Here is a 22234-nt window from a genome sequence, read left to right as displayed (position 1 = left end):
CGTGCCTGTCACGTCCGTCGTGCGGAAGTAGAACTGCGGGCGGTACCCGTTCATGAACGGCGTGTGGCGGCCGCCCTCTTCCTTCTTCAGAACGTAGATCTGGCCCTTGAAATGGGCGTGCGGGGTGACGGACTTCGGGGCGGCGAGGACCATGCCACGGATGATGTCCTTCTTCTCCGCGCCGCGGAGCAAAAGGCCAACGTTGTCGCCAGCCTGGGCGTCGTCGAGCAGCTTGCGGAACATCTCGACGCCGGTTACGACGTATTCGACCGTGTCGCCGAGGCCGACGCGCTCGACCTTGTCGTTCAGGTTGATCTTGCCGCGTTCGATACGGCCAGTCGCGACGGTGCCGCGGCCAGTGATCGTGAAAACGTCTTCGATCGGCATCAGGAACGGCTTGTCCACTTCGCGCTGCGGCTGCGGAATGTATTCGTCGACGGCGTTCATAAGTTCCATGATCTTCTCCTGGTATTCCGCGTCGCCTTCGAGGGCCTTCAGCGCGGATCCGCGGATGATCGGGGTGTTGTCGCCGTCGTAGCCGTACTGCTTCAGCAGGTCGCGGACTTCCTCCTCGACGAGTTCGAGGAGTTCCGGGTCGTCAACCATGTCGCACTTGTTCAGGAACACGACGATCTTGGGGACGCCGACCTGGTGCGCGAGGAGGATGTGCTCGCGGGTCTGCGGCATCGGGCCGTCGGTCGCCGCGACGACGAGGATTGCACCGTCCATCTGGGCGGCGCCGGTGACCATGTTCTTCACGTAGTCGGCGTGCCCCGGGCAGTCGACGTGCGCGTAGTGGCGGTTCTCCGTCTGGTATTCCACGTGCGACGTGTTGATCGTGATGCCGCGGGCCTTCTCTTCGGGCGCGTTGTCGATCTCGTCGAACTTCTTCGCCGCTGCCAGGCCCTTCGCGGCAAGCGTCGTGCAGATTGCCGCCGTCAGTGTCGTCTTGCCGTGGTCAACGTGGCCAATCGTGCCGATGTTGCAGTGCGGCTTCGTTCTTTCAAACTTCTCTTTTGCCATTTTTATTCCTCTTCTTCACCAGAAGGTTTATCGCTTCAAATCCGCGGATGAAAATACATCCTGACATCCGGAAAGCATAGGAAGCGCTACTTTCCGAATTTGAGACCCCAAATTTAGTTGATTTTCTTCAAAAATGCAAGACTCCGCCTTCATTTTTTTACAAAAAATATACAAAAGGCACCAAAAAGGAGAAAACAGCCCGAGAGCGAGCCCATCCTCCTCCGACATTCCAAATTTCCAAACTAGAGTTTCAGTCCGCGTCCGTCATAACACTGTTCAAAATAGATATATCTTTTACATCCATCTACGGCATTGTACCAATACAAAGACGAACCGTAAGTTGCCGCATTCGACAACAACTAATCGACCGACGCCTCGCTTCCGTTGGCAAAGGCGCAGTCGGCGAGTTCGATTCGCACTTTGTCAAGCTTTTTTGAAGTTTCCCCGGGAAAAGTCTTTCTGGAGACGGATTGATTGTTGCCCATTTGTCTGGATTTGGAATGTCGCCATGGAAGCCCGCAGAAACAAAATATTTATCATAAGGGAGAAAATTGCAGTTTTACGCAAAAATTTTCCATAGGAATTCGAAAAATGATAAAAAGAGATGCCTACCTAGACAAACTGGTTCACGCCATGGGAAATGGCTACTTACGACTATCTGAAAACAAATATAACCCACATCCTCCGATTCGTCTTTGACTCGGCAGATGATTTCGGAGCTTTCGAATCCGTCCTGAATTCCTATCTGCGAAAGCCAAACAATCCGGTCAAGAAAAAAACGCATCTGGACGCCCTTTTCCGGGAAGTTTATATTCGCGGCATCATTCAGCGAAACAAAACCAGAAATGTCCACGATCTAGACGACATTTCGAGCATTCTTTCCTCTGTCGTAAGTTCCCTGTCAAATGCCGAAAAAATAGACCGGTCGCCAAATACATCGGCTATCTCAAAGACGCGTTTCTTGTCCATTCCGCACAGCGTTTTGACATCAAGGGCAAGCGCTATATCGGTTCACCGCTAAAGTTTTATTTTACAGATCCGGGACTGCGAAATTCTCGTTTGAACTTTAGGCAATTTGAAGAAACTCACCTGATGGAGAACGTCATTTACGCCAAGCTTCTTTTCCGCGGATGGCGGGATTGTGAAATCTTTCGAAAAGAATCAAAACGGATGTCCGGTTCGAAAAAAACTTGAAATCGATTTCGTTTGCAATTTCGGTGAAAATCGGATTTATTATACAGTCCGCGCTTTCGATGCCCGATGGGGAAAATCGCAATTCAAATCAAGCCGAAACAGTTTTCATTCTATATCTTTACAACCAGATAGGAGAAACTATGGCTGGCGAATGGCATTTGATGGTGCAAGCGGTTGTCGAGGAAATCGACCGGTGCATCAGGAATCACGAGGACGAAAAGGCGACGCTCGTTTCGCTATCCAAGAAGCTGGGATTTTCGGAATTCCATGTTTCGCGCAAGTTCCGCGAAATTTCCGGGATGAGCTTCCGGAAGTATCTGCGGGAGCGTTCCCTTGCGTTTTCCCTCAAGGATGTTCGCGACACGAAAAAGGGACTTTTGGAGATTGCGCTTGAGCACGGATTTTCGAGCCACGAGGCGTTCACCCGCTCGTTCAAGGAATCTTACGGCATGACGCCCAGCGAATTCCGCGCGAACCCGCGCCCGGTGGCGCTTCGGACTGTCATCCGACCTTTCGACTGTTTTCTTGCCCAGACCGGAGGATTCAAAATGAAAGACGAAAACGGCAAAAATTCAACCGGCGAAATCAGGACTTACTTTGTAACGATTCCGGCACACAAGTATCTTCACATCAGAAACTACGAGAGCATCGGCTACTGGGATTTCTGGCAGCGGCAGAACAAGATTCCCAGCCAGGATTACGAAACGATTTGCGGAATTTTGGAAAACATTCCGGGGAAGCTCGACGATGCGGGCGGAAGCGAGGCGGATTCGGGAAGCGGACAGATTATGGCGTTCATCAACGAGCCGACGGGAAGAATCTGCAGCTGGGGAATTCCTCTTGCGGAAAGTTACGGTGTGCGGCTTCCGGCGGACTGGAACGGTGAAGTGCCGCCACAGATGCAACTGATGGACGTGGCGGAAGGCGAATACATCGTGTTCGAGCACGGACCGTTCGACTTTGAGACGGAAAACCAGAGCGTCGAAGCGGCGATGGAAGATGCGATGAAGAACTTTGACTTTCACGCGGCGGGCTACGAGCTTGACACCTCGCAGGGAAGACTCTTCTACTTCTACCACGACTGCAGGCGGTTCTGGAAATACGTCCGCCCGGTGAAGAAGGTGAATTAGCGAGAACGATCCGGGGAACGACAGGATCACAGGGCAAAGCGTTTTTTTCACAACTCGAGCTTTTTGTTCCAAGCGAAAATGTTTTCTGAGCGAAGCCACGCCTAAGAAAAGTTGCGGAGAGCAAACATTTTTTAACGAAATCTTTTTATGCTTTGTGCAAACGAAACATAGGCTCAAACCGAGAAGCCGCCTGAAACCTCGCAATTCGTACAAATAGAAAGGCGACCCTTGCGGGCCGCCGATCTTTGAATTTTCAACCGAAACTACCTTGCGTTCATCCGGACGGAACGGTTCCCAACGCGGATGATGTAGCTCCCTGCCCGAGGTGCGGAAATCGTCATCTCCGAACTTTCAATGCGACCCTTGGCGAGAACCTTTCCCTGCAGGTCGAAGAGAGCGTAAGATTTGCCGACCGGCGCGGCGTGAATCTGGAAATTCCTGCCCGAGGCGGTGACGCTCCGTGTGGGAGAGAAGGGAACTGTTACCGGAACGGCTTGGGGAATGATTCTTGTTGAGTCAAAGACGGCCGTATAAGTGACCGCACCTGTCACAGCTTTGAGCGTTGGCGACCAACCAGAAAAAACATATTCATATTTACCGCTAGATGTTTTTTTGGGAATCGGTCCGCCATAAACCGGAAATTCCCCATATTTTACATATTGTGAATCAAGCAGACTCCAGTCCGAATCAAAGAAGCGAATCGAGAAATAGAGGTCAGTATAGGCTGCATGCACAGTCTGGTCTTTTGAAAAAATAGTCAAGTTATCTATTTTATCCCCATCATCAGTAAACCAGCCTCTGAACAATTTACCAGGCTGATCAGGATCACTAGGAAAAGGAATCAAGCCTTTATAATTTGTAAAGCAATCCATCGAGTCTCGCCCATTATCAAAAACCACCTTATAAATAGGTTTATGAAGAGAATCGGCGAAGATAGGATAACCCACGCTGTCACGACTCCAGATACCACTGTGCGCAGAATCGCCGTTCGTGGTATTGAGAATCCAAGCAAACCGGTCGCTTTGCATATCGGAGGTGCGCATTTCAGCATTCGGAATTTCGCGCCCTAACGGGATACTATTCGTATATACGGCAGAATCGTAATAGCAATTAGCGACAGTTCCTTCGTTCTCAAAGCTGTCCATGATCCCACCGAATGCATGGTTTGCTACGCTAAAACTATTGCGTATCGTGGCAACGACCCACGGGGTGGAGGATTTTTTATTTTGATAAACAAGACCGGCATACTTTCCCCTCCTCTTCGATGTTAAAACTAAGCTTCGACAATCTGTCACCATGTTTTCATTATAGCCGACAATTCCAGCACTCTTGTCACCTTCAACTAAACCACTATTCGTACAAACCGAAACAGTACCACTATTCCACCCCGCAATACCGCCAACATGATTCGCTTTGGTACTAGAGACAGGACCAGAGACAGGACCCGCGTTCATACAATTCTTAACACCAGTACCACCACTGCGATTATATCCAACGATTCCACCAACCTCATATTGGCCGGTAATCGTACCGCTATTTATACAATTCTCAACAGAAACTCCAGCCCCCACTATGCCGCCAACAGAACTATCGGCGCTAATGACAGCCTCGTTCATACAATTCTTAACAGAACCTCCAGTCCCCACAGACCCCACTATGCCACCAACCCCATTTTTGCCGGTAATCGTACCGCTATTTGTACAATTCTCAACAGAACCTCCAGTCCCCACTATGCCACCAACCCCTTTCTCGCCGGTAATCGTACCGCTATTTGTACAATTCTCAACAGAACCGCTATTATCACCCACAATACCACCAACCCTTCTCTCGCCGGTAATCATACCGCTATTTGTACAATTCTCAACAGAACCGCTATTATCACCCACAATACCACCAATAGCGTCGGAATAAGGGCCGTTGATCACGGAAACAGAACCTTCGTTCACACAACCCTTAACCGTATAAAATACCCACCTCCCAAAACCTTTATATGAGCTAGAATTCATACCAACAATGCCTCCAACAATAACGCTAAACAAACCTGAGACAGTAATCGTACCTCTATTTGTACAATTCTCAACAGAACCTTTATTAATTCCCACAATGCCGCCCATAGAAGAAGGACGTGCTATAGAAGTACCATTATTGGCATAGAAGACAGTGCCACTATAGGCACACTCATACAAAGCTCCGTTATTGATTGCAACAATGCCTCCAATAAAAACATACCCGTCTTCATCAAGCACACCACTTATTATAGATGATTTTGCCAATTTCACATTTTTTATCACGGCATCCTTATCCGTCACCCCGAACATACCGGCAAATGTCCGATTACAACGCAATCCGTAAATTGTCCGCCCTGCACCATCAAAAATCCCGTTAAACCTCATCGTGGAATCACTACCGATCGGCGTCCAATTCTTAGAGCTAGTCTTGCTGGTAGCATCCATAAACTTGATGTCATTTACCAGAACGGCATTGATCGTTGTTTTCCCACCATTTACCTGTTCAGCAAACCAAGCCAGTTCTTCGGAACTGGAAATCTCGTAAAAGACCTTGCCGTCTATCTCCCTTGTATTTTTCGGTTCGCTAGACAATCCGTCCCAATTCGCAGCAAAAGATGCTGAGATAAAAAATAACAGGCAAAAACTCAGAGACTTTATTTTTTCAACCATTTTTACTTTCCTTTGAATTTGTTTTTTCATTTTCCTTATATCGTTTATTCACGCCATCACCGACCGGGATCCTTAATTTTCAGTACGCTACTCTGCAAAGACAGCTTTACCCGCAAAAAATATCCCAAGACAACGATGACAAGCAGGAACAAAATCGGCACAGCGTACTCTTCCAAAGAAAAGCCAAACATCAAAAAGATGCATTCCAGATGCAGAGCGAACAGGGCACAAAAGATGAGAAAGCAAATCGGTCCGATAACGATATTGATTTTTGAAGGCGAGTAAAGGCCGCCTTTTAAGCTAAACAGCTCCGTATTGAATTGAGGAGTGTCTCCCTTTGATTTATATCCCGGCAAATTTTCCATGCTAAAACCTCCCACCGGACAATCTTTCAAAAACGAAAATTTCGAAAACTGTTTATGACTATCCAACATTCCTATCGCCCGCTCATATACTTCATACCAAGCCTTAGAACCTTTCGCCATGCAAGTCCACAAGACGCTCATCACCATCCCGATTAGAGAAATTACAGTAGCAATGATATGTGCCGGAATCAAATTCACATCATTGTTGAATACGGTAACCATTGAGCCTTCGAAAAAGGCATGTACGAAAAAGAACCCATAACCGGTAAAGCACAGAACAAGGAACGTCGCTAAAAATATGGAACGTTGCCACAAGTTTTGCAGTTCAAAGTTGCGACATTTCCAATACTGTTTGTACAGATCATATTCATCGAACGAGCTGTTGTTGTTTTCAGAATCCATCGTCATTATGATTCGACCTTTGAACTTTGCAAAAAAAAATCGTTTGCGAAACCTTTTTTTTCATCTCCATCACCTCACATTCACCCGAACGGAACGTTCCCCGACGCGGATGATGTAGCTTCCTGCCCGAGGCGCGGAGACCGTCATCTCCGAGCTTTCAACACGGCCCTTGGCAAGAACCTTTCCCTGCAGATCGAAGAGAGCATAAGATTTGCCGACCGGCGCAACGTGAATCAGGAAATTCCAGCCCACGGCGGTGACGCTCCACGTGGGGACGGAGACTGTCTCCGGAATGGCTTGGGGAATGATTCTTGTCGAATCGAAGACGGCATAATAGGCAAAATCTTCCATCGCAGCAACAATCTCCGTGTGCCATCCTGCAAATGTATAAGAATACTTGTCCGTTGATTTTTTAGTGGGAACTCCGTTATAAACAGGTTTCATTCCGTATTTAACATATTGCCTATCCAACAGACTTGAATCGGCATTAAGAAATAGAATCGTAAAATATGTAGAGAAAGGATTTATATATTTTGCATAAACAGTCTGATCTTTCACAAAAGCACTAGCTTCGTTTACTTTAGATCCATTTTGTGTATACCAACCAGTAAATACCAAACCATCAACGCCTTTATTTTTCGGAAAATCTACAAACCCTTTATAATTTGTATATCGTTCATCCGTGTCACTACCATCTTTGAAAATAACTTTATAAATAGGTCTATAAACAGAATCAGCAAAAATCGGATAACCCGCTCTATCACGGCTCCAAATTTCACTATTTTGTCTGGTTCCTTCCGTAGTGTTAAGGCTCCAAGCAAAAGCATCCGTTTGCATTTCAGAAGTAGCCATAGTTTTATCATACTCCCCTCGCTTTGAACTTAAAAAAACTTGATAATCAAAAAAACAATTAATCACCTTTCCATTTTCGACCTTAGCAACAATACCATGAGCGGCATCATTTATTCCAAGCCCTGCATTGTAACTATTGCAAAGCAGTGAACCTTTGTAACTTTTACCAACAAGTCCCCCAGAAGAAGATATTGAATAAGATACTCCAGATATTTCTCCTCGATTGATGCAGTTAATAATAGAATCGCCTTGACTAGTTCCTGCAATCCCTCCAATAGCGCTATAATCCGAAAGAAGCGTAGAACTTGCCTGTATAGCTCCCTCGTTTATACATACAGAAATAATGTTATTGCCATAGCTACTCCCCACAATACCTCCTGCCAAACACTTGGCATCTTTTTCCTTGCAATAAATCGACCCTTTATTTTTACACCTAGAAACACCCCCCTCATTATCTCCTGCAATACCTCCAATCGAATAAACAGTAGCAAGACTACTATTAGTAATACCATAAACACTACCACTATTTTCACAAAAAGAAATAGAGCCGACAACGTCGTTTTTTCCAACAATGCCTCCAGAATATCCGCCACCAATTCTGCCTCTATTCACGCAACGAAAAATTGAGCCTAAATTATGAGAAGCGATTCCTCCGGCATATTCGCTTTCTATTTTATAATCTTTACCCATAAAAGATAAAACAGTACCATCATTTGTGCTATTTTCGATAGAACTTCCTAGAGAATTTTCCCCAACAATACCTCCTGCTCTTACCCCAGAGCCTGCAATTTTTTCAGCAATATTTTTACAATTTGATACCGTACCGATATTTTTGCCAACAATCCCTCCTATAACCCCCAAATTCAGAAAACTAGTAATTTTTCCTCTATTTTCACAATTCAAAACAATCCCCGAATCATTCTTACCAACAATTCCACCTACATCAAAAAAAATCGTATCTCCATAATGACTGGAATAAGCCTTGAACTCCCCTTCATTTATACAATTTTCAACGGTTCCACCCCGATTTATTCCAACAATTCCACCAACAACCGTGCTATGACCATCATATTTTCTAACCTCAATACTTCCATAGTTTATACAATTGAAAATAAATCCTTTATTTAGAGAAACAATCCCGCCACCAACATCATAGTTTGGTCGTATTACGGAGCTTTTGCTTAGTTTTAGATTTTTAACAATTGCAACCGTGTCCGTATATCCAAAGACACCCCGACTAGACAATCCATAAATCGTATATCCTAAGCCATCAAAAATTCCATTAAACATTACCGTAGAATAGTTGCTAATTGGCGTCCAATTTACGGAGCTAGTCTTGTTCGTATCATCCACAAATTTGATGTCATTTACCAGAACAGCATTGATCGTTGATTTTCCACTATTCACCTGTGCGGCAAACCAAGCCAGTTCTTCGGGGTTGGAAATTTCGTAAAAAATCTTGCCGTCGATTTCCCTTGTATTTTTAGGCTCGCTGGATGAACCGTCCCAATCCGCAAAAGCGGACGAGCCCAAAAACATCAACGCAACAATCAAGCATTCTATTATTCTTTTCATTTTTAACCTCGTTCCTAAATTTTTTGGAGAATTTCTAACGCTTTTTGCTCATCATCGCTAAGCATCTTTTCAACAATTTCACACTCCATTGAAAATTTTTTTATTCTCTCTTCTAGCTTAGCTCTCATTCTTTTCCGACAAGCCAAGACCAAAATATCTGCACTCTCCCTAAATCTTTCAATCGCCTCAAAGCACTCGTTTAAAAAATCACCTTCAGAATGAACCGCCACTTTTTGCCCTTTATACAAAAGGACACATTCAAAGTCCTTTTTCCTTTTTTCAGATTGCTCTGGAGGAGTTCCCTTATCAAGTATTGCCCCTTCTCGAATCAACCTATCATAAACAATATTCATCGTCGATGTTTTTCCCACATTGGCGTTCCCTGCAAGCAGAATAATCTTCATTTTCATTCCTCTCCTTAAATTAAAGAAACCTTTTGTATCAACACTTTGTCTTTTTCATCGGCATTACCCAAAGCCACATCCAATGAAGCCTTCAAATGGTTCGCCTTGGCGGTCAAAAGGAATTGGAGTTCTTTCGAATTTTCCTCAAGCGACAAACTTTTCTCAGCCGAGAAAACTTTTACCGGAACTTCACCATCCTCGTCATTTTTAGCATCTTCAACTTTCCAAAACACATTATACGCTTTCTCCTTTTCGCCCTCTTTCTTTTCCAACCGATATCCGTCCACGCCGCGAACCGTTACGTTCCCATCGGACGAAATCGTTTCCACATAGCATTCAATTTTATAAGTATCATCCATCTTCATTCTCCTTATTTGTAAAAATTGTCTGCCGTTTTCCCGTAGAACCGGGCGAAGTAGTCGCTCACGCCGTCCCAATCCGGGTAAATCACATCCACCGTCCGGGCGAGCAGCTGCAGCTCCCCGCGGATATTTTCCTTCGCCGAGTGCGGAATCCGAACTTTCCGCATCCGAATTTTTTCTTTCTGCTTGCTGCTTTCGAGCGTCGCCAGATGGTGCTGGTCGCCTTTCAGTCCAAAGAGCAGGAATGCGCCCTGTTGCGCCTTGATCCGCGGGTTCGTGAGAAGCGGGTGCACGCAAAAGACAGACGACAGGTCGTCCGGATTGATCCAGTCCAAAAAATACGGTTTCTCCGCCTTGATTTCGTGAAGCAAGTGCTGCACGGCATCGTCCTTGTTGAACTCCTTCCGCTCTTTTCCATGTGCCCGACAAATTTTTTCAACGTCCAAATCGTCATAGTGCGAATAGACCGCCAGGTTCGACACGACACTCACCGCATCGGAATGGTAGTTCTTGATGCTGTTTTCCGGGACTTCATAAGCCAAAACGACTCCGTCGCCGCTATCGTCCTTTCTACCGCGAGGGTCCAGGTAGAGCGCAAAGAAAAGCGCGACAAGAGGGTCGAGCGAAATGTCGAGAATCCGCGTCGGGATGCCGTAATGCTGCATCATCACCAACTTTTCGAAGGTCGATTTGCAGTCCAGGAATTCGTCCGTCAGCCGTCGCTCGCATTCCCGGAAAAGCTTCGCTTCGTTGTGCCCCTCCAGCCAGTTTCCGCGACCGATCATCGCCTGGCCGCTCGTCGCCCCGTAATCCCTGGATTCGCCGCGGTAATAGTAGCGGACATCCGGGCGATAACCGCACAGGCCGCTTCGCTGGTAGCCTTTCAGGCACTCGATATATTCGGCGACAGAACGAATCTCTTCCATCTTCATCCTTCGCAAGCGGGTCGGCAATCTTTTTAAAAGATAACAGACTTTCCGCTTACTTACCTTTTAAACATAAGAAAAAAAAAACGTTGTCAAGAGATTTTGGGAAATTCACCGAAAAAAGTGATTTGGGATACGGGGAAGTAGGGATTAGAGAGGAATTAGCAATGAGCAATGAGGAATTGACTGTTTAGCGAACTGTAAGTTGTCAGGAATCAGTGGTTAGAGCTTAGTTGATAGTTGACAGAAGTCAGATATCAGTGATCAGTGACTAGCGAGCAGCTAGGGAACAGGGAGAAGGGATTATGGATTGGACTGTCGAGCGAGCCGTTGTCAGAGCTGAGAGTTTAGAGCTTAGATTTGCAGACATCTATGTTCTGATTTTCAGCAATTTAAATCCCGCTGTTCAAAGCTTTAAGTTTTCTCGACTAAGCTCGATGTTCCGCATCCCGTGTCCCGTTCTTCTTTTACTTCCCTGTTCTTTTTATTCAAAATTTTCTTTCGTATTTTTGCATACTCTCTACTGGTCACTTCATATGTCGGTCGCCATTCAAAATAAAGTTTACAACTAGTTTCAACTCCAAAATCCGGGCATGCGAGTTTCTCTTCCTTTGCAGGATAAAGGCAACCATAATAAAAGTCCTTTCCCTTGCCACACTCGGCATTCGGCGACTTGTATCGAGAATTTTCCACATAGTGAATATGACAAGCCCCACCCTCAGAAATAGGCTTGCACGCCTTTATCGAGAGATATTCCTGTCCGTCGCGCGGATCTTTTACAAGCGTCCAACATTTTCCCTGCTCATCCGGTTTAGAAATACAGGGAAAATCCTTTGCGGAAACAGCAAAGGAAATCCCCACGGCAAAAAGAATCGACAAGATTTACATTTTCATGGTTTCAATATTTCGGAAAGATATTCGTCATAGACATCCTTGAGGAGCGGAATGTTGCTATACCGATGCTGCCCAAGGGTATCTTCATTTTCCATAAAATCAAGCCGGTCTTGCATATTTTTAATTTTGCGTTCAATAAAGAATTATTCGTCGCAATCCAAGAATCGAGTTTCCCTTTGAGATACGGCCAGCACCAGTCCTTGCCACGGACGGCTCGCAACGCCCAATCCAATTTGCGGAACTCGTTCAGTCCATAAATATACACCAAATTTTGCAAAAGAGGCAAATCCACGACATGTTTAAATTCGTGGGTCATTTCATCCAATCATCAACCAGGCAATTCAAGCCGAAATGAACTGGTGGAATCAGAAATAAGTCGTCCTTACTTCGCCCTGCGATATTCCAAAAGCCGCATCGAGTATTCCGCGCGACCCTTGCACCCGGAGCGAACCGCCGTCGCATAGCCGAACAGCTTCCGCAGCGGAAGTTCCGCCGTAAACGTATGCATGACACCGTTTCCCCCGACCGAAACGATTTTCCCTTCGCGGGACAAAATGTCTCCGCCGAGAAGCCCCGCATATTCCGCCGGGCATTCGAGCGAAAGCTCCATGTAAGGTTCATACAGGCATATATCCGCCGGGCGAACGAGCTTTTCCACCGCATCCGCACAAGCTTTCTTGATCATCGGGACCGGAGTGTTTTCGACCGCAGAAAAATCATCGATCAAAAATTCGACCCCGACCAGCGCGCCCTTTCCCAAAACGCCAATCGAAGCGCATTCCGAAATCGCCGACCGGAGCCCTGCGAGAACATCGGGCGAAAGGCCCTTCAAGGCGCTCCCCGCAAGCGAAACTTCCGTCGACGTTTCAGGGAGCCTTTTGGCGGCAAGCGAAAGCTTCACCGAAAACGGCCCCGCACAGAAAGAATTTTCCACTGGAGAAAGAGAATCGTTCAAGCGTTCCTGCCACAGCACATCGGGATTTCCCGCCCGGACGTCACAACCGAATTCCCGCTTGAGCCGTTCGAGAATCACTTCTAGCTGGACTTCGCCGACCGTATAAAGCAGCCAGCAGCCCACATCGGGACGGGGAACAATGCGAATCGACGGATCCATCCGCACAAGAAGTTCCAGACTGCTTTCCACAAGAGTAAAATCTTCGCTCCGCAGGCATTCCAGCCGAGTCTGCAAAAGGGAATGGTAATTTTCCTGCCCTGCCCGATTTTCCAAATCCATCGGTTCCCCCGAAAGCGACAGGCGCATTCCCAGCGACAAGCGTTTTGGCGAACGAAGCGCATAAATATCGCCGGCAAAAAGTTCTTGAACCGGGAAAAGTTGCGCGGCTTTCAAACGGAAAAATTCCAGCCCTTCCGGAATTTTTCCCGCGCGGACATTTGCCATGCAACGAAACAGAGCAATTTCCCCCAAATCCGTAAAATGCCGCAAGCGCACGACCTCGCCGAGCCGCTTTTTGCCAAACGCGGGCGAAGACTGTAAAAAGAAGGAAAGCCCCGCCATTAAACTGCGCACGCCAAAATTCTGCTTTGCCGACCCCGCATAGCAAAGGACGTATTTGTCATTTGCGCACAAGCATTCCAATCCGCGGACAAGCATTTTCGGGGGAACACTTTTCCCGTCAAGCGCAAGCGACAAAATTTCATCGTCGTATTCCGAAGCGGCTTCCGCTGCTTCTGCAAACATTTTCCGCAACGCCTTTTGAGCAAAATCCGAAGCGGCGATTTTTTGCGGTTCTTCCTTTCCGTTCTGCAAAACCAGACGCATTCCGCTGACCACGTCCCATTCCGCCAGAATGCCCCGCTCATTTGAATCCGAAGAAAATTCCGGGCAAGAAAGCAAAACCGGACGCACCCCGAAATGCTCCTCTATCGCGATCAGCGTGTCATCCAAAGAAGCGCTAGAACTGTCCAGCTTATTGATAAAAATGAGAGTGCGAATTCCCCTTTCCCGAAGTTTTTTCCAGGCAGAAAGGGTCTGCGTTTCTACGCCATCTATCGCCGAAATTACCAGAACGGCTCCATCCACGGCGGAAAGCGCCATATCCACTTCCGCTCCAAAATCCACATGGCCGGGAGTGTCTATAAAATTGAACCAGATTCCTCGCCATTCAAAATGCGCGATTCCCGATTCAATCGTAATTCCCCGTTTGCGTTCCTCGGGCAAGTAATCCATGGTCGCCAATCCGTCTTCCACGTTTCCGGGGAGCCGAACTTCTCCAGCAGTAAAAAGGATGCGCTCGGAAAGAGTCGTCTTACCCGCATCCACATGAGCTAGAATCGCGATGTTCCGAATGGGCCGCATAGGAAAATTTCGTCAAGACTTATTTGGCAAACGTCGGCATCGGATGGGAAGCGTTTCGATTTTTCTTGGCGACCCGTCCATTTACATATCTCGGAGTGCCCGTCTTTTTTGGAACGGCGCGAATCGCTCTTTTCGGAATCGCGTTCGGGTTCCGATTGGTCAAAAGAATCGCCGTAATGGACTTGGCGGGAAGTTCAAGAGAAATTTTTCCCGCTGCGACAACGGCATTTCCCGATTGGAGTGCGTTTTTCGTGTGGGAGACAAAAGTCTCGCCGACCAAGCCCGAAAGCGTCAAAGTTTTTGCCGCTGAATTGGCGTCGAAATTTTCCACGGACAAATTCACCGACTGCGATTCCTTTTCGGATCGATTCACCAAAATAACCGTCATCGAATCCAGAGCTTCCGTTACCGAAGAATAGGCGGACACCAGCGAATCATTGTTGGAAGTCGATGCGACCCGGAAATCATGCCCATAGCGAATGAACAGGTGCGCCACTTCATCCATGCCTGCGCCCCAGCCCCAAGGAGAAAATAATTCAACCCCATGATCCATGAACGTCCCCAGGAAAGAAGCATAAACCAAAGCCGTCAGCATGGCATCGTCCGACGTAATGTCCGTTTCCGTAAGTCCCAATCCGATGCCGTGATTTTCACCGAAATAAGCGTTCATCCAGTCGTTCAGGCGTTTGAAAATAAATTCCTTGTTGATGGAATTGTCCCAGCCGCCATTGACGTTTTTTATGCCGTTCGCTCCCGAATAAACGTAGGTTGTATCAAAAAATACCCGATGCCAGTTGATGCGTTCTTCGTATGATTTTTCCGCCGGATACCAGTGAATGTCCAGAACATCCAACAATTTGACGCCGCTCGTCTTTTGCGCTTCGGCAACTTTTTTGATAAAGTACTCCAGCCAGCAATAATTGCGATCCTCCCCCGCATTCGGGTCGCTCTTGACACCGCACCATTGCCATTCATTCGCGGTCACGGGCCCCGTCAGCTTCACATCTTTCCAGGCGGCGCGCGCTTTCTTCGCGACATCCAAATAGCGCTCTACCAAAAACTGCTGCGTCACGGTCAGCGGCAAATCGCTGTGCGTTCCGTCCCAAATTTCCATTTCGTTGTCCATGCTCCAGTATTCAAACCTTTTCATGTCCAACTTCAAATTGTCCTTCCAATGATTCAAAATGGCGACCGTCGAATCCGCCGGCCACTCTTCGTTGTAAAGCCTGTAGTCTCCCGTTTTCAACGCGGTCTGCCCGTCGGCAGAGACCTCGCCCCCGCCCGCCAAATCCAGTGTGGACTTCGCCCAAGCTCCATTCGTCTGGTAAAAATCCCAATCGTTAAAATTGTTCGCCGTCGTCGAAGCCGCATACCCCGAAAGCTGGAGCGCATACATGGCATTCGCACCGGGAAGTTTATCCTGAATCGTTTTGGCGGTTATGTCCCAGTCATGCTCATAGACGTTGTTGTACCAGTCCGGGTGCACGGTCAGCTTTTTGCGCCAATTGTAACGCGTCGCATTGTTTCCACTATTCGCCCGAAAAAAGCGAAATCCGATTTCGTTCATCCGCTGAATGGTAGAATCTTCCGAAGCGATTTTCGTTTCGTCCTGGGCATCTTTTTCCGTATCGTTTATCCCGGTGATATTTTTACCATAGATGTACGGGGAAATTTTTTGCATGCCCGCTCTGGAATCCACCAGAACATCTATCGCAGCAAAAGAAGTGGCGGGCAAAGCCATGGCAAACGCCAACACTCCGATTCTTAATTTTACACACCAATCCATAGCATTCTCCTTTTGATTTACATTCGCCTTATACAAGGAAGCGTCGCCAGGAAGCGACGCATCTCGAAAAGCAATTTTGAACGCCGACTAAGCCTTTTTCGCGCGATGGCTGTTCGGTATCCATTCCGTCTTGTGGACTTCGGGAATATCATCGAGCAGCTTCAGAGTATTCGGCTCCGTCGTATGATCCAGCACTTCAGCCGGAGTTCCCTGGTTCACAATTTTTCCGTCGTGCATAATGAAGATACGGTCACTCACATAGTTTGCGAGGCCGATGTCGTGAGTCACAAACACGACCGTCATCTTCAACTGGTCTTTCAATTTGCGAAGATAGTCCAGAATGTTGGCGCGCACGCAGGCGTCCACCATCGAAGTCGCTTCGTCGGCGATAAGCACTTTGGGCCGGAGAGCGAAAATTCGGGCGAGAAGCATACGCTGCATCTGGCCGCCGGAAAGTTCAAACGGGTACTTGCCTTCAATATCTTCGGGCTTTACGTTCACCGCCAACAGGCCTTCGTCAACGCGCTGCCGAATTTCTTCCTTGCTCGGCTTGTCCTTGAGAATGTTCAGAGCATCTTCCAGCTGGCTGCGGATCGTGAAAAACTGGTTGAAGCATCCGAACGGATCCTGAAAAACAAATTGGACTTCGTTCCAGTGTTCTTTCAGATTCTTGATTTCGTGTCCGCGATAGGAAAATTCTCCAGTCGTCGGCTTGTGAAGTCCCAGCATGATCTTGGCGAGCACGGATTTTCCGCAGCCCGAACCGCCGACAATCGAAATGAATTCTTCATCGTAAATATCGAAAGTCACATTATCGACTGCGGTCTTCAAATTTTTGCCAGCACCAAAAGTTTTGCTGACACCCTTTGCAGAAAAAACTACGGGCTTATCATTTTGCATAATCGCACCTCACATCACGATCGCCGACAACGCGGAGATTCTGGGTATTCTTTGCGCATTCAGCACACTTGCCTTCAAAACGGCAACGCGGTTCAAAACGGCAACCGACAATCTTGTTTCGGAGACTGGGCGGCGCGCCTTCAATTGCCACCGGATGCCTAGTCCGCTGGCTGGCTTCCGTACTGAGCATCGCGCCCATCAGAGCCTGGGTATAAGGATGGCGAGAATCCTTCACCACCTGTTCCGCAGTACCCTTTTCCACGATTTCGCCCGCATACATGATAGCGATATTGTCGGCGACATGATACAGAAGCGGAAGTTCGTGAGTGATGAAAATCATCGTCTGGAAAATGCCCTTGTCCAGCAAATCGAAAATCATCTTGATCACTTCTTTCTGGGTCGAAACGTCCAAAGCGGAAGTCGGTTCGTCGGCAATCACCATCTGCGGATTCAAGAGCGTAGAAATGCCGATGACCGAGCGCTGGCGTTCACCGGCGGTCAGCTGAATCGGATACGAGTTCAAAACCCGCGTCGTATCCATGCCGAACAAGTCGAAACGTTCGCAAAGGCGGTCATAAATTTCCTTATGATCCAGCTTTTTGCCCGCTTCCTGATGAGCGGCGATCACGTCGGCGGCGATATCCTTGATTTTACGAACCGGGTTCAAAGCGTTGAACGCGCCCTGTGGAATCATCGAAACCTTCTGAGCAAGGACATTGGAGCGGATGTCTTCAATCGAACGGTTCATCAGGGATTCCATTTCGCCTTTCTCGTTGCGAACACGAACGTCGCCGGACTCCGGATAAAGCGGAGGAATGCACATTCCCATAAGGCCGGACACCAGCGTGGACTTTCCGCAGCCGGATTCTCCAGCAATGCCCAAGATTTCGCCCTGCTTCATAGAGAACGAAACATTCGTCACCGCATGGGTCTTGTCGCCGAAACGGCCCAAGTAATAGAGGCTGAGATTTTCTACTTCAAATACATTTTCGGACATATCGTCACCTCTTATTTGCGCAGACGCGGGTTAAAGACGCCTTCCATAGAAGTATTGATCAAATACAAGGCAAAGACTGTCAGAGTGATGACCAGAGTTGCCGGGAGGAAAGCAATCCAAATACTGTCGGAAAGGGCTCCGTTATCCTTCGCCTGATTCAAGATAATGCCAAGCGATGTAGAATCCAGAGGTCCGAGGCCAATCATGGAAATGGAAGCTTCGGAAAGGATTCCCGAAGAAACCTGCATGATGAACACCATGAACACATAGGAAAGCAGATACGGAAGAACGTGCTTGACCACAATCGTCAAGGAACTTGCCCCGTTAATGCGGGCCAGCGAAATATGGTCGCGGCTGCGAAGCGAAGACGCCTGGGCGCGAACGGCACGAGCCGACCAGCTCCAGGAAGTCAAACCGATAATCAGGCCGATGAGCGTCAGGGAGCGGCCTTCCTTCACGGCAGAGCTGATGAGAACGAGAATCACGAACTGCGGGATGACGATAAAAAGGTTCGTTCCCATGTTCAGAATTTCGTCGATCCAACCGCCGCGGAAACCGCCGAACAAGCCGATAAACACGCCGATAGTCGTCGCAATCACGCCAGCGATCAAGCCGACATAGAGCGAGGAGCGCAATCCGGAAATCAAAAGCGATACATAGTCGCGCCCCAGATGGTCGGTTCCCAAAAGATGCTCCGAACTAGAGGGGGCATAGGGACCAGCGACGATATCGCGGGCATTGATGTCCACATTGTAAAAGACCGGACCCAAAATCGCCACGAAAAGCGACAGGAAGAAAATCCCGACACCGATAACAAACATCGGGGACTTCATTAAGTTTCTGAGAAGTTTCCACATAATTATTTACCTCCCATCTGCAAGCCGGCCTTCACGCGCGGATCAAAGACGGCAATCAAGATGTCCACAAGGAAGTTTGCCACGAGGACGCAAGTCGAAATCATGAGCGTGCATCCCTGAATAGTCGCATAGTCGTTCTGCTGGATAGCGGTAAGCATCGCCATGCCGAGACCCGGATAAGAGAAAATCATTTCCGTAATCAGAGCGCCGCCGACCATCGCGCCGAGCGACTGGGCAAGACCGGTAAGCTGCGGAAGCATCGCATTGCGGAACACATAGGAAATGATTTTGCCTTCGCGAAGGCCGAGCCATTTCGCATATTTCATATAGTCCGTTCCCAATTCATAAATCGCCATGGAACGCATACCCGTCGCCTGGCCGGAAAGAAGAATCGGGAAGCAAGAGAAGAACGGAAGCACATAGTAATAAGCGACCGACTTGAAGAACGCCCAGTTAAAGCCCGGAATCACATCCATGCCGTAAGCGTTCATCGCCGGGAACCAGCCCAAAGTAATGGAGAAAAGGGCGACCAAAAGCATACCGAATACAAAATACGGGATGCCGTTCAAGAACATTGCCACCGGGAAGAAGACCTTGTCAAAAATGCCACGCTTGTAGGCAGCGAACGCACCGAGAAGGTTTCCAAAAATCCAGCCGAGGACAATGGTCGGGAACTGGATAAGCAAAGTCCAAGGCAGAGATTCCTTGATGATTTCCAGAACCGGCTTAGGATACTGGCTGTAAGACAAGCCCAAATCGCCGTGGAAAACGTTTTTCAGATAGCTGAAGAACTGGGAAATGTTAGACGACAAGCGAGGAGTTGCCGCCTTTTTCTGTTGCCCGTTTTCATCCAGAACGGCCTTGCCTGCGGCATCGACTTCTGGAATGGTATCATAGATGAGATTTCCCGAATCGTCCAGTTCGGCCATGCCGAACGCCTTGAGCAGCGTTTCTTTTTTCTGCATGGCTTCTTCGGGCGAAAGTCCCTGGGCTGCTTTGCCCATCACGATATCCACCGGGTTGTTTTCACCCAAGCGGGGAAGCGCAAAGTTAAGGGCAACCGCGACAATAAAAGTCAGGAAATACCAAAAACCTTTTTGCAGGACATAACGAAGTGTAGGATACTGTTTCAGCATTGTTCGTCCTTATTTTTGAAGCTGTAAATTCCAAAGAATATTCGTACCATAAGCAATCCACGGCAACTGCTGCGGAAGACCTTGCGGATTGTTGGCATTAGGCCAATTCGTCCAAACGCGGTCGCTGTATTCGTAATACTGTTCCGGCAAATAAGCGAGAGGGATGGAAACCTGATCTTCCATAAAGATGCGGTTCAGGGTGCGATACGCCGAAGCGATGGCCACAGAATCCGTCATCAACGGGATAAGGGTCAAAAGAGAGTCCACTTCCGGGCGGAAATTCGGAGTGCCCGGCTGGTTGTATCGACCGATATTCGTTCCCGCCCAGCTTCCAAGAGGAGCCCAGTCGCGAGAAGACATCACTTCGTTAAAGCGGCTCCAAGGCAAAGACGGCGTCACGTCGGCGGTCGGCTTGTGCATCACGAGGTCAAAGTTCCCTTGCCCCATCGCCGGCCAGTATTGACCGCCATCCACAAAGCCTTCTCGAATGTCCAGTCCCGCCTTGCGCAGGCTTTCGACAGCAATCGTCACCATCGCTTCCCAGTCGGTCCAGCCGTTCGGACTGGTGATGAAAATCGTCTTGATGCGTTCGCCGTTTTCATATTCCATGTGGTCCAGAACGCCGCTTTCGTTGAATACGGATTTGACTCCGGCAAGCTTGAGCAAAGCCTGCGTGGAATCGATGCGTTCCTGACCAGTGAGATTCAGCTTGACACCGTACTGGTCGCAATCTTCCTTATTTACATACTTGCCTTCGAGGTTCGTCGGCATGATCAGACCCGGTTCCAGCTCGGAAGTGTAATTGGAAACGGCGAACTGACGGATAGCCGCATAGTCAATCGCAGTAGCAATCGCCCGGCGGAAATACTTGTTGTCCAACGGTTTGCGCAGCGTATTGATCATCATCATCGGCATGGCGCCCGGGGCAAAATACGGCGGTTTGTCAAACCACGCGTGGACGTCCGCTCCCGCCTTGCGCCAAATGCGCGGAACAAAGCTCATCGAAGCATCGAGGTCGCCGTCGCGCAAAGCGATCGTGCTGTGCTCGTTCGATTTGTAAATCGGGTGAACGATGAACTTCGGCGCAGGCAACTTGCCATTATGAAGTGCCTCATTTCCCCAATAATCATCCCGACGTTTCAAAATGATTTTTGTCGTCGAATAGCCAGAAAGATTATAAGGCCCCGAAATCACCGGATCCTTTCCATCGGCGGGGTTCTTGTCCAGCATCAATTTCTTGACTTCTTCGACCGAATTGCCCTTTTCCGCAATCAGCTTGCCGAAAATATGTTCTGGAACAATGCGAATCGCCTGAAGAAGGTCGCGAACAGAAAGCGGATTATTGCGCCCGTTCTTGTTAATCATAAAGGAAAGACGTTCTACTTTGGAAAGCGTATCGCCCGAAGCGGAATCCACAGTAGCGACGACCTGTACATTGACTCCCGTAATCTGCTCGGAAGTATTGATGGCGACACCGGAATAATGGTGCCCAAGTTCAAAAATAAACTTCACGTCCTTTGCAGAAACAGGAACGCCGTCGCTCCACTTCGCCTTCGGGTTCAAATCGACGACAACACTGTCGTTATTGGACAATTCTTCCACCAGAGTGCCGAGAAGCGACTCCATGCGCCCGTTCAAGGTATTATAGGTAATCAGCGGTTCATACATCAGGTTGAAGCGACCGCCAACCGGCCAAGCGGCATTCCAACTTTCAGCAAGCGGGTTGAACGAGTTCGGAGTTCCCCACTGCTGACCGGAAAGATACAGGGTTTCCTTTCTCGGCAAGGTATCCGATGCGGCATCGGTAGAATCGGGGCCGCCACAACCGACCAAAATACCAAAGCACGCCGACAAAGCGACCGTGCCTTTGGCGATCGTTTTCAAACAATTCATCTATAATCCTCTTGATTTTTCTGCACAAGAACGTCCAGATTAAACTTGACGTGCATAATTTACATTTGTTTTCCAATAATGCAGAGAGTGTAAATTTTTTTTCATTTGTTATTTTCGCAAAAAAGCCCGTCAGCCGAAGTTTGTAAATTTTTATTATCCACACAAGCCGCTTCGGGGAAAGACTCAGGGGTACCCTTAAAAATTATTTTGGAGAAGGAATAGAGATTAGAGACAAATAGTTAGTCCTCCCTTAAAATCTCGTCCAACCCGCATAACTATTGGGAAAAACTGATTTCTACCCTGTGAAATTATTGCAAGGTTTTCTAAAATATGACTGAAAACCTTGCATTTTTTTCATGTACAGACCGCCAAAATCCCACGCCCAGACAAGCCTTTTCTGCTCCCTTGAGGAACAGTTGAACCACAAGCACCCCCTCTACGTTCTCGCGAACAAGATTGACTGGAACAAGTTCGAGACCGAGTTTTCCAAATTGTTCGACGAAAAGATGGGTGCGCCAAACAAGCCGATCCGTCTCATGACCG

The 22234-nt window shown here is 48.1% G+C and carries 18 protein-coding genes and 1 pseudogene; 3 read left to right on the top strand and 16 right to left on the bottom strand.

Going from position 1 to position 22234, the window contains the following annotated elements; all coding sequences use genetic code 11:
* On the bottom strand, positions 1–1023 hold a 1023-nt coding region (gene tuf, locus B5D40_RS12300), incomplete at its 3' end, for an elongation factor Tu (RefSeq protein WP_078777140.1).
* 640 nt (positions 1024–1663) lie between these two features.
* Here tuf and B5D40_RS12290 point away from each other — a divergent pair.
* Together B5D40_RS12290 and B5D40_RS12285 are read left to right on the top strand one after the other, a co-directional pair.
* Positions 1664–2044 carry a hypothetical protein gene (locus B5D40_RS12290; protein ID WP_078777138.1) on the top strand — a complete coding sequence of 127 codons (381 nt, stop codon included), beginning with the start codon at positions 1664–1666 and terminating at the stop codon, positions 2042–2044.
* 313 nt (positions 2045–2357) lie between these two features.
* On the top strand, positions 2358–3347 hold the full coding sequence (locus tag B5D40_RS12285; protein WP_078777142.1) for a helix-turn-helix transcriptional regulator: 990 nt from the start codon (positions 2358–2360) through the stop codon (positions 3345–3347).
* Positions 3348–3610: 263 nt separating this feature from the next.
* Here B5D40_RS12285 and B5D40_RS12280 read toward each other — a convergent pair whose 3' ends face one another.
* The 15 genes from B5D40_RS12280 to B5D40_RS12210 form a co-directional block, all read right to left on the bottom strand.
* Positions 3611–6055 (bottom strand): GLUG motif-containing protein, encoded by a 2445-nt coding sequence (locus B5D40_RS12280; RefSeq protein ID WP_078777137.1) that lies wholly within the window; start codon positions 6053–6055, stop codon positions 3611–3613.
* A 26-nt stretch (positions 6056–6081) separates the two neighbouring features.
* Positions 6082–6798, bottom strand: coding sequence for a RipA family octameric membrane protein (locus tag B5D40_RS12275; protein WP_078777136.1), 717 nt, complete (start codon positions 6796–6798; stop codon positions 6082–6084).
* A gap of 63 nt (positions 6799–6861) precedes the next feature.
* A complete protein-coding gene (locus tag B5D40_RS12270) occupies positions 6862–9219 on the bottom strand; it encodes a GLUG motif-containing protein (RefSeq protein ID WP_078777135.1) in 2358 nt (785 codons plus the stop codon).
* 14 nt (positions 9220–9233) lie between these two features.
* A complete protein-coding gene (locus tag B5D40_RS12265; protein WP_078777134.1) occupies positions 9234–9629 on the bottom strand; it encodes a hypothetical protein in 396 nt (131 codons plus the stop codon).
* Positions 9630–9637: 8 nt separating this feature from the next.
* Positions 9638–9982 carry a hypothetical protein gene (locus tag B5D40_RS12260; protein WP_159446931.1) on the bottom strand — a complete coding sequence of 115 codons (345 nt, stop codon included), beginning with the start codon at positions 9980–9982 and terminating at the stop codon, positions 9638–9640.
* A gap of 11 nt (positions 9983–9993) precedes the next feature.
* On the bottom strand, positions 9994–10911 hold the full coding sequence (locus tag B5D40_RS12255; RefSeq protein ID WP_158222178.1) for an FRG domain-containing protein: 918 nt from the start codon (positions 10909–10911) through the stop codon (positions 9994–9996).
* A 414-nt stretch (positions 10912–11325) separates the two neighbouring features.
* Positions 11326–11790, bottom strand: coding sequence for a hypothetical protein (locus B5D40_RS12250; protein WP_078777131.1), 465 nt, complete (start codon positions 11788–11790; stop codon positions 11326–11328).
* Positions 11791–11809: 19 nt separating this feature from the next.
* On the bottom strand, positions 11810–12121 hold the full coding sequence (locus B5D40_RS12245) for a hypothetical protein (protein WP_078777130.1): 312 nt from the start codon (positions 12119–12121) through the stop codon (positions 11810–11812).
* 66 nt (positions 12122–12187) lie between these two features.
* Entirely contained in the window at positions 12188–14122 is a 1935-nt protein-coding gene (locus B5D40_RS12240) for a GTP-binding protein (RefSeq protein ID WP_078777129.1), read from the bottom strand.
* Between the two features lie 19 nt (positions 14123–14141).
* Positions 14142–15908 (bottom strand): glycoside hydrolase family 44 protein, encoded by a 1767-nt coding sequence (locus B5D40_RS12235; protein WP_233134317.1) that lies wholly within the window; start codon positions 15906–15908, stop codon positions 14142–14144.
* Positions 15909–15995: 87 nt separating this feature from the next.
* Positions 15996–16808, bottom strand: a complete 813-nt coding sequence (locus B5D40_RS12230) for an ABC transporter ATP-binding protein (protein WP_073305679.1) — start codon at positions 16806–16808, stop codon at positions 15996–15998.
* Positions 16798–17805: an ABC transporter ATP-binding protein gene (locus B5D40_RS12225; protein WP_073305681.1), complete on the bottom strand. Its 1008-nt coding sequence runs from the start codon at positions 17803–17805 to the stop codon at positions 16798–16800. The genes B5D40_RS12230 and B5D40_RS12225 overlap by 11 nt, the downstream gene beginning before the upstream one ends.
* An 11-nt stretch (positions 17806–17816) precedes the next feature.
* Positions 17817–18662: an ABC transporter permease gene (locus B5D40_RS12220; protein WP_073305683.1), complete on the bottom strand. Its 846-nt coding sequence runs from the start codon at positions 18660–18662 to the stop codon at positions 17817–17819.
* 2 nt (positions 18663–18664) lie between these two features.
* Positions 18665–19798, bottom strand: coding sequence for an ABC transporter permease (locus B5D40_RS12215; protein ID WP_073305684.1), 1134 nt, complete (start codon positions 19796–19798; stop codon positions 18665–18667).
* Between the two features lie 9 nt (positions 19799–19807).
* A complete protein-coding gene (locus tag B5D40_RS12210; RefSeq protein WP_073305686.1) occupies positions 19808–21691 on the bottom strand; it encodes an ABC transporter substrate-binding protein in 1884 nt (627 codons plus the stop codon).
* A 356-nt stretch (positions 21692–22047) separates the two neighbouring features.
* Between B5D40_RS12210 and B5D40_RS12205 the strand changes: the two are divergent.
* A pseudogene (locus B5D40_RS12205) lies at positions 22048–22234 on the top strand (IS5/IS1182 family transposase); the annotation flags it as partial.

It is taken from the genome of Fibrobacter intestinalis, assembly GCF_900167415.1.
GTDB lineage: Bacteria > Fibrobacterota > Fibrobacteria > Fibrobacterales > Fibrobacteraceae > Hallerella > Hallerella intestinalis.
The sequence above is the reverse complement of the archived record's forward strand: the minus strand, read 5'-3'. Positions and strand labels throughout refer to the sequence as shown.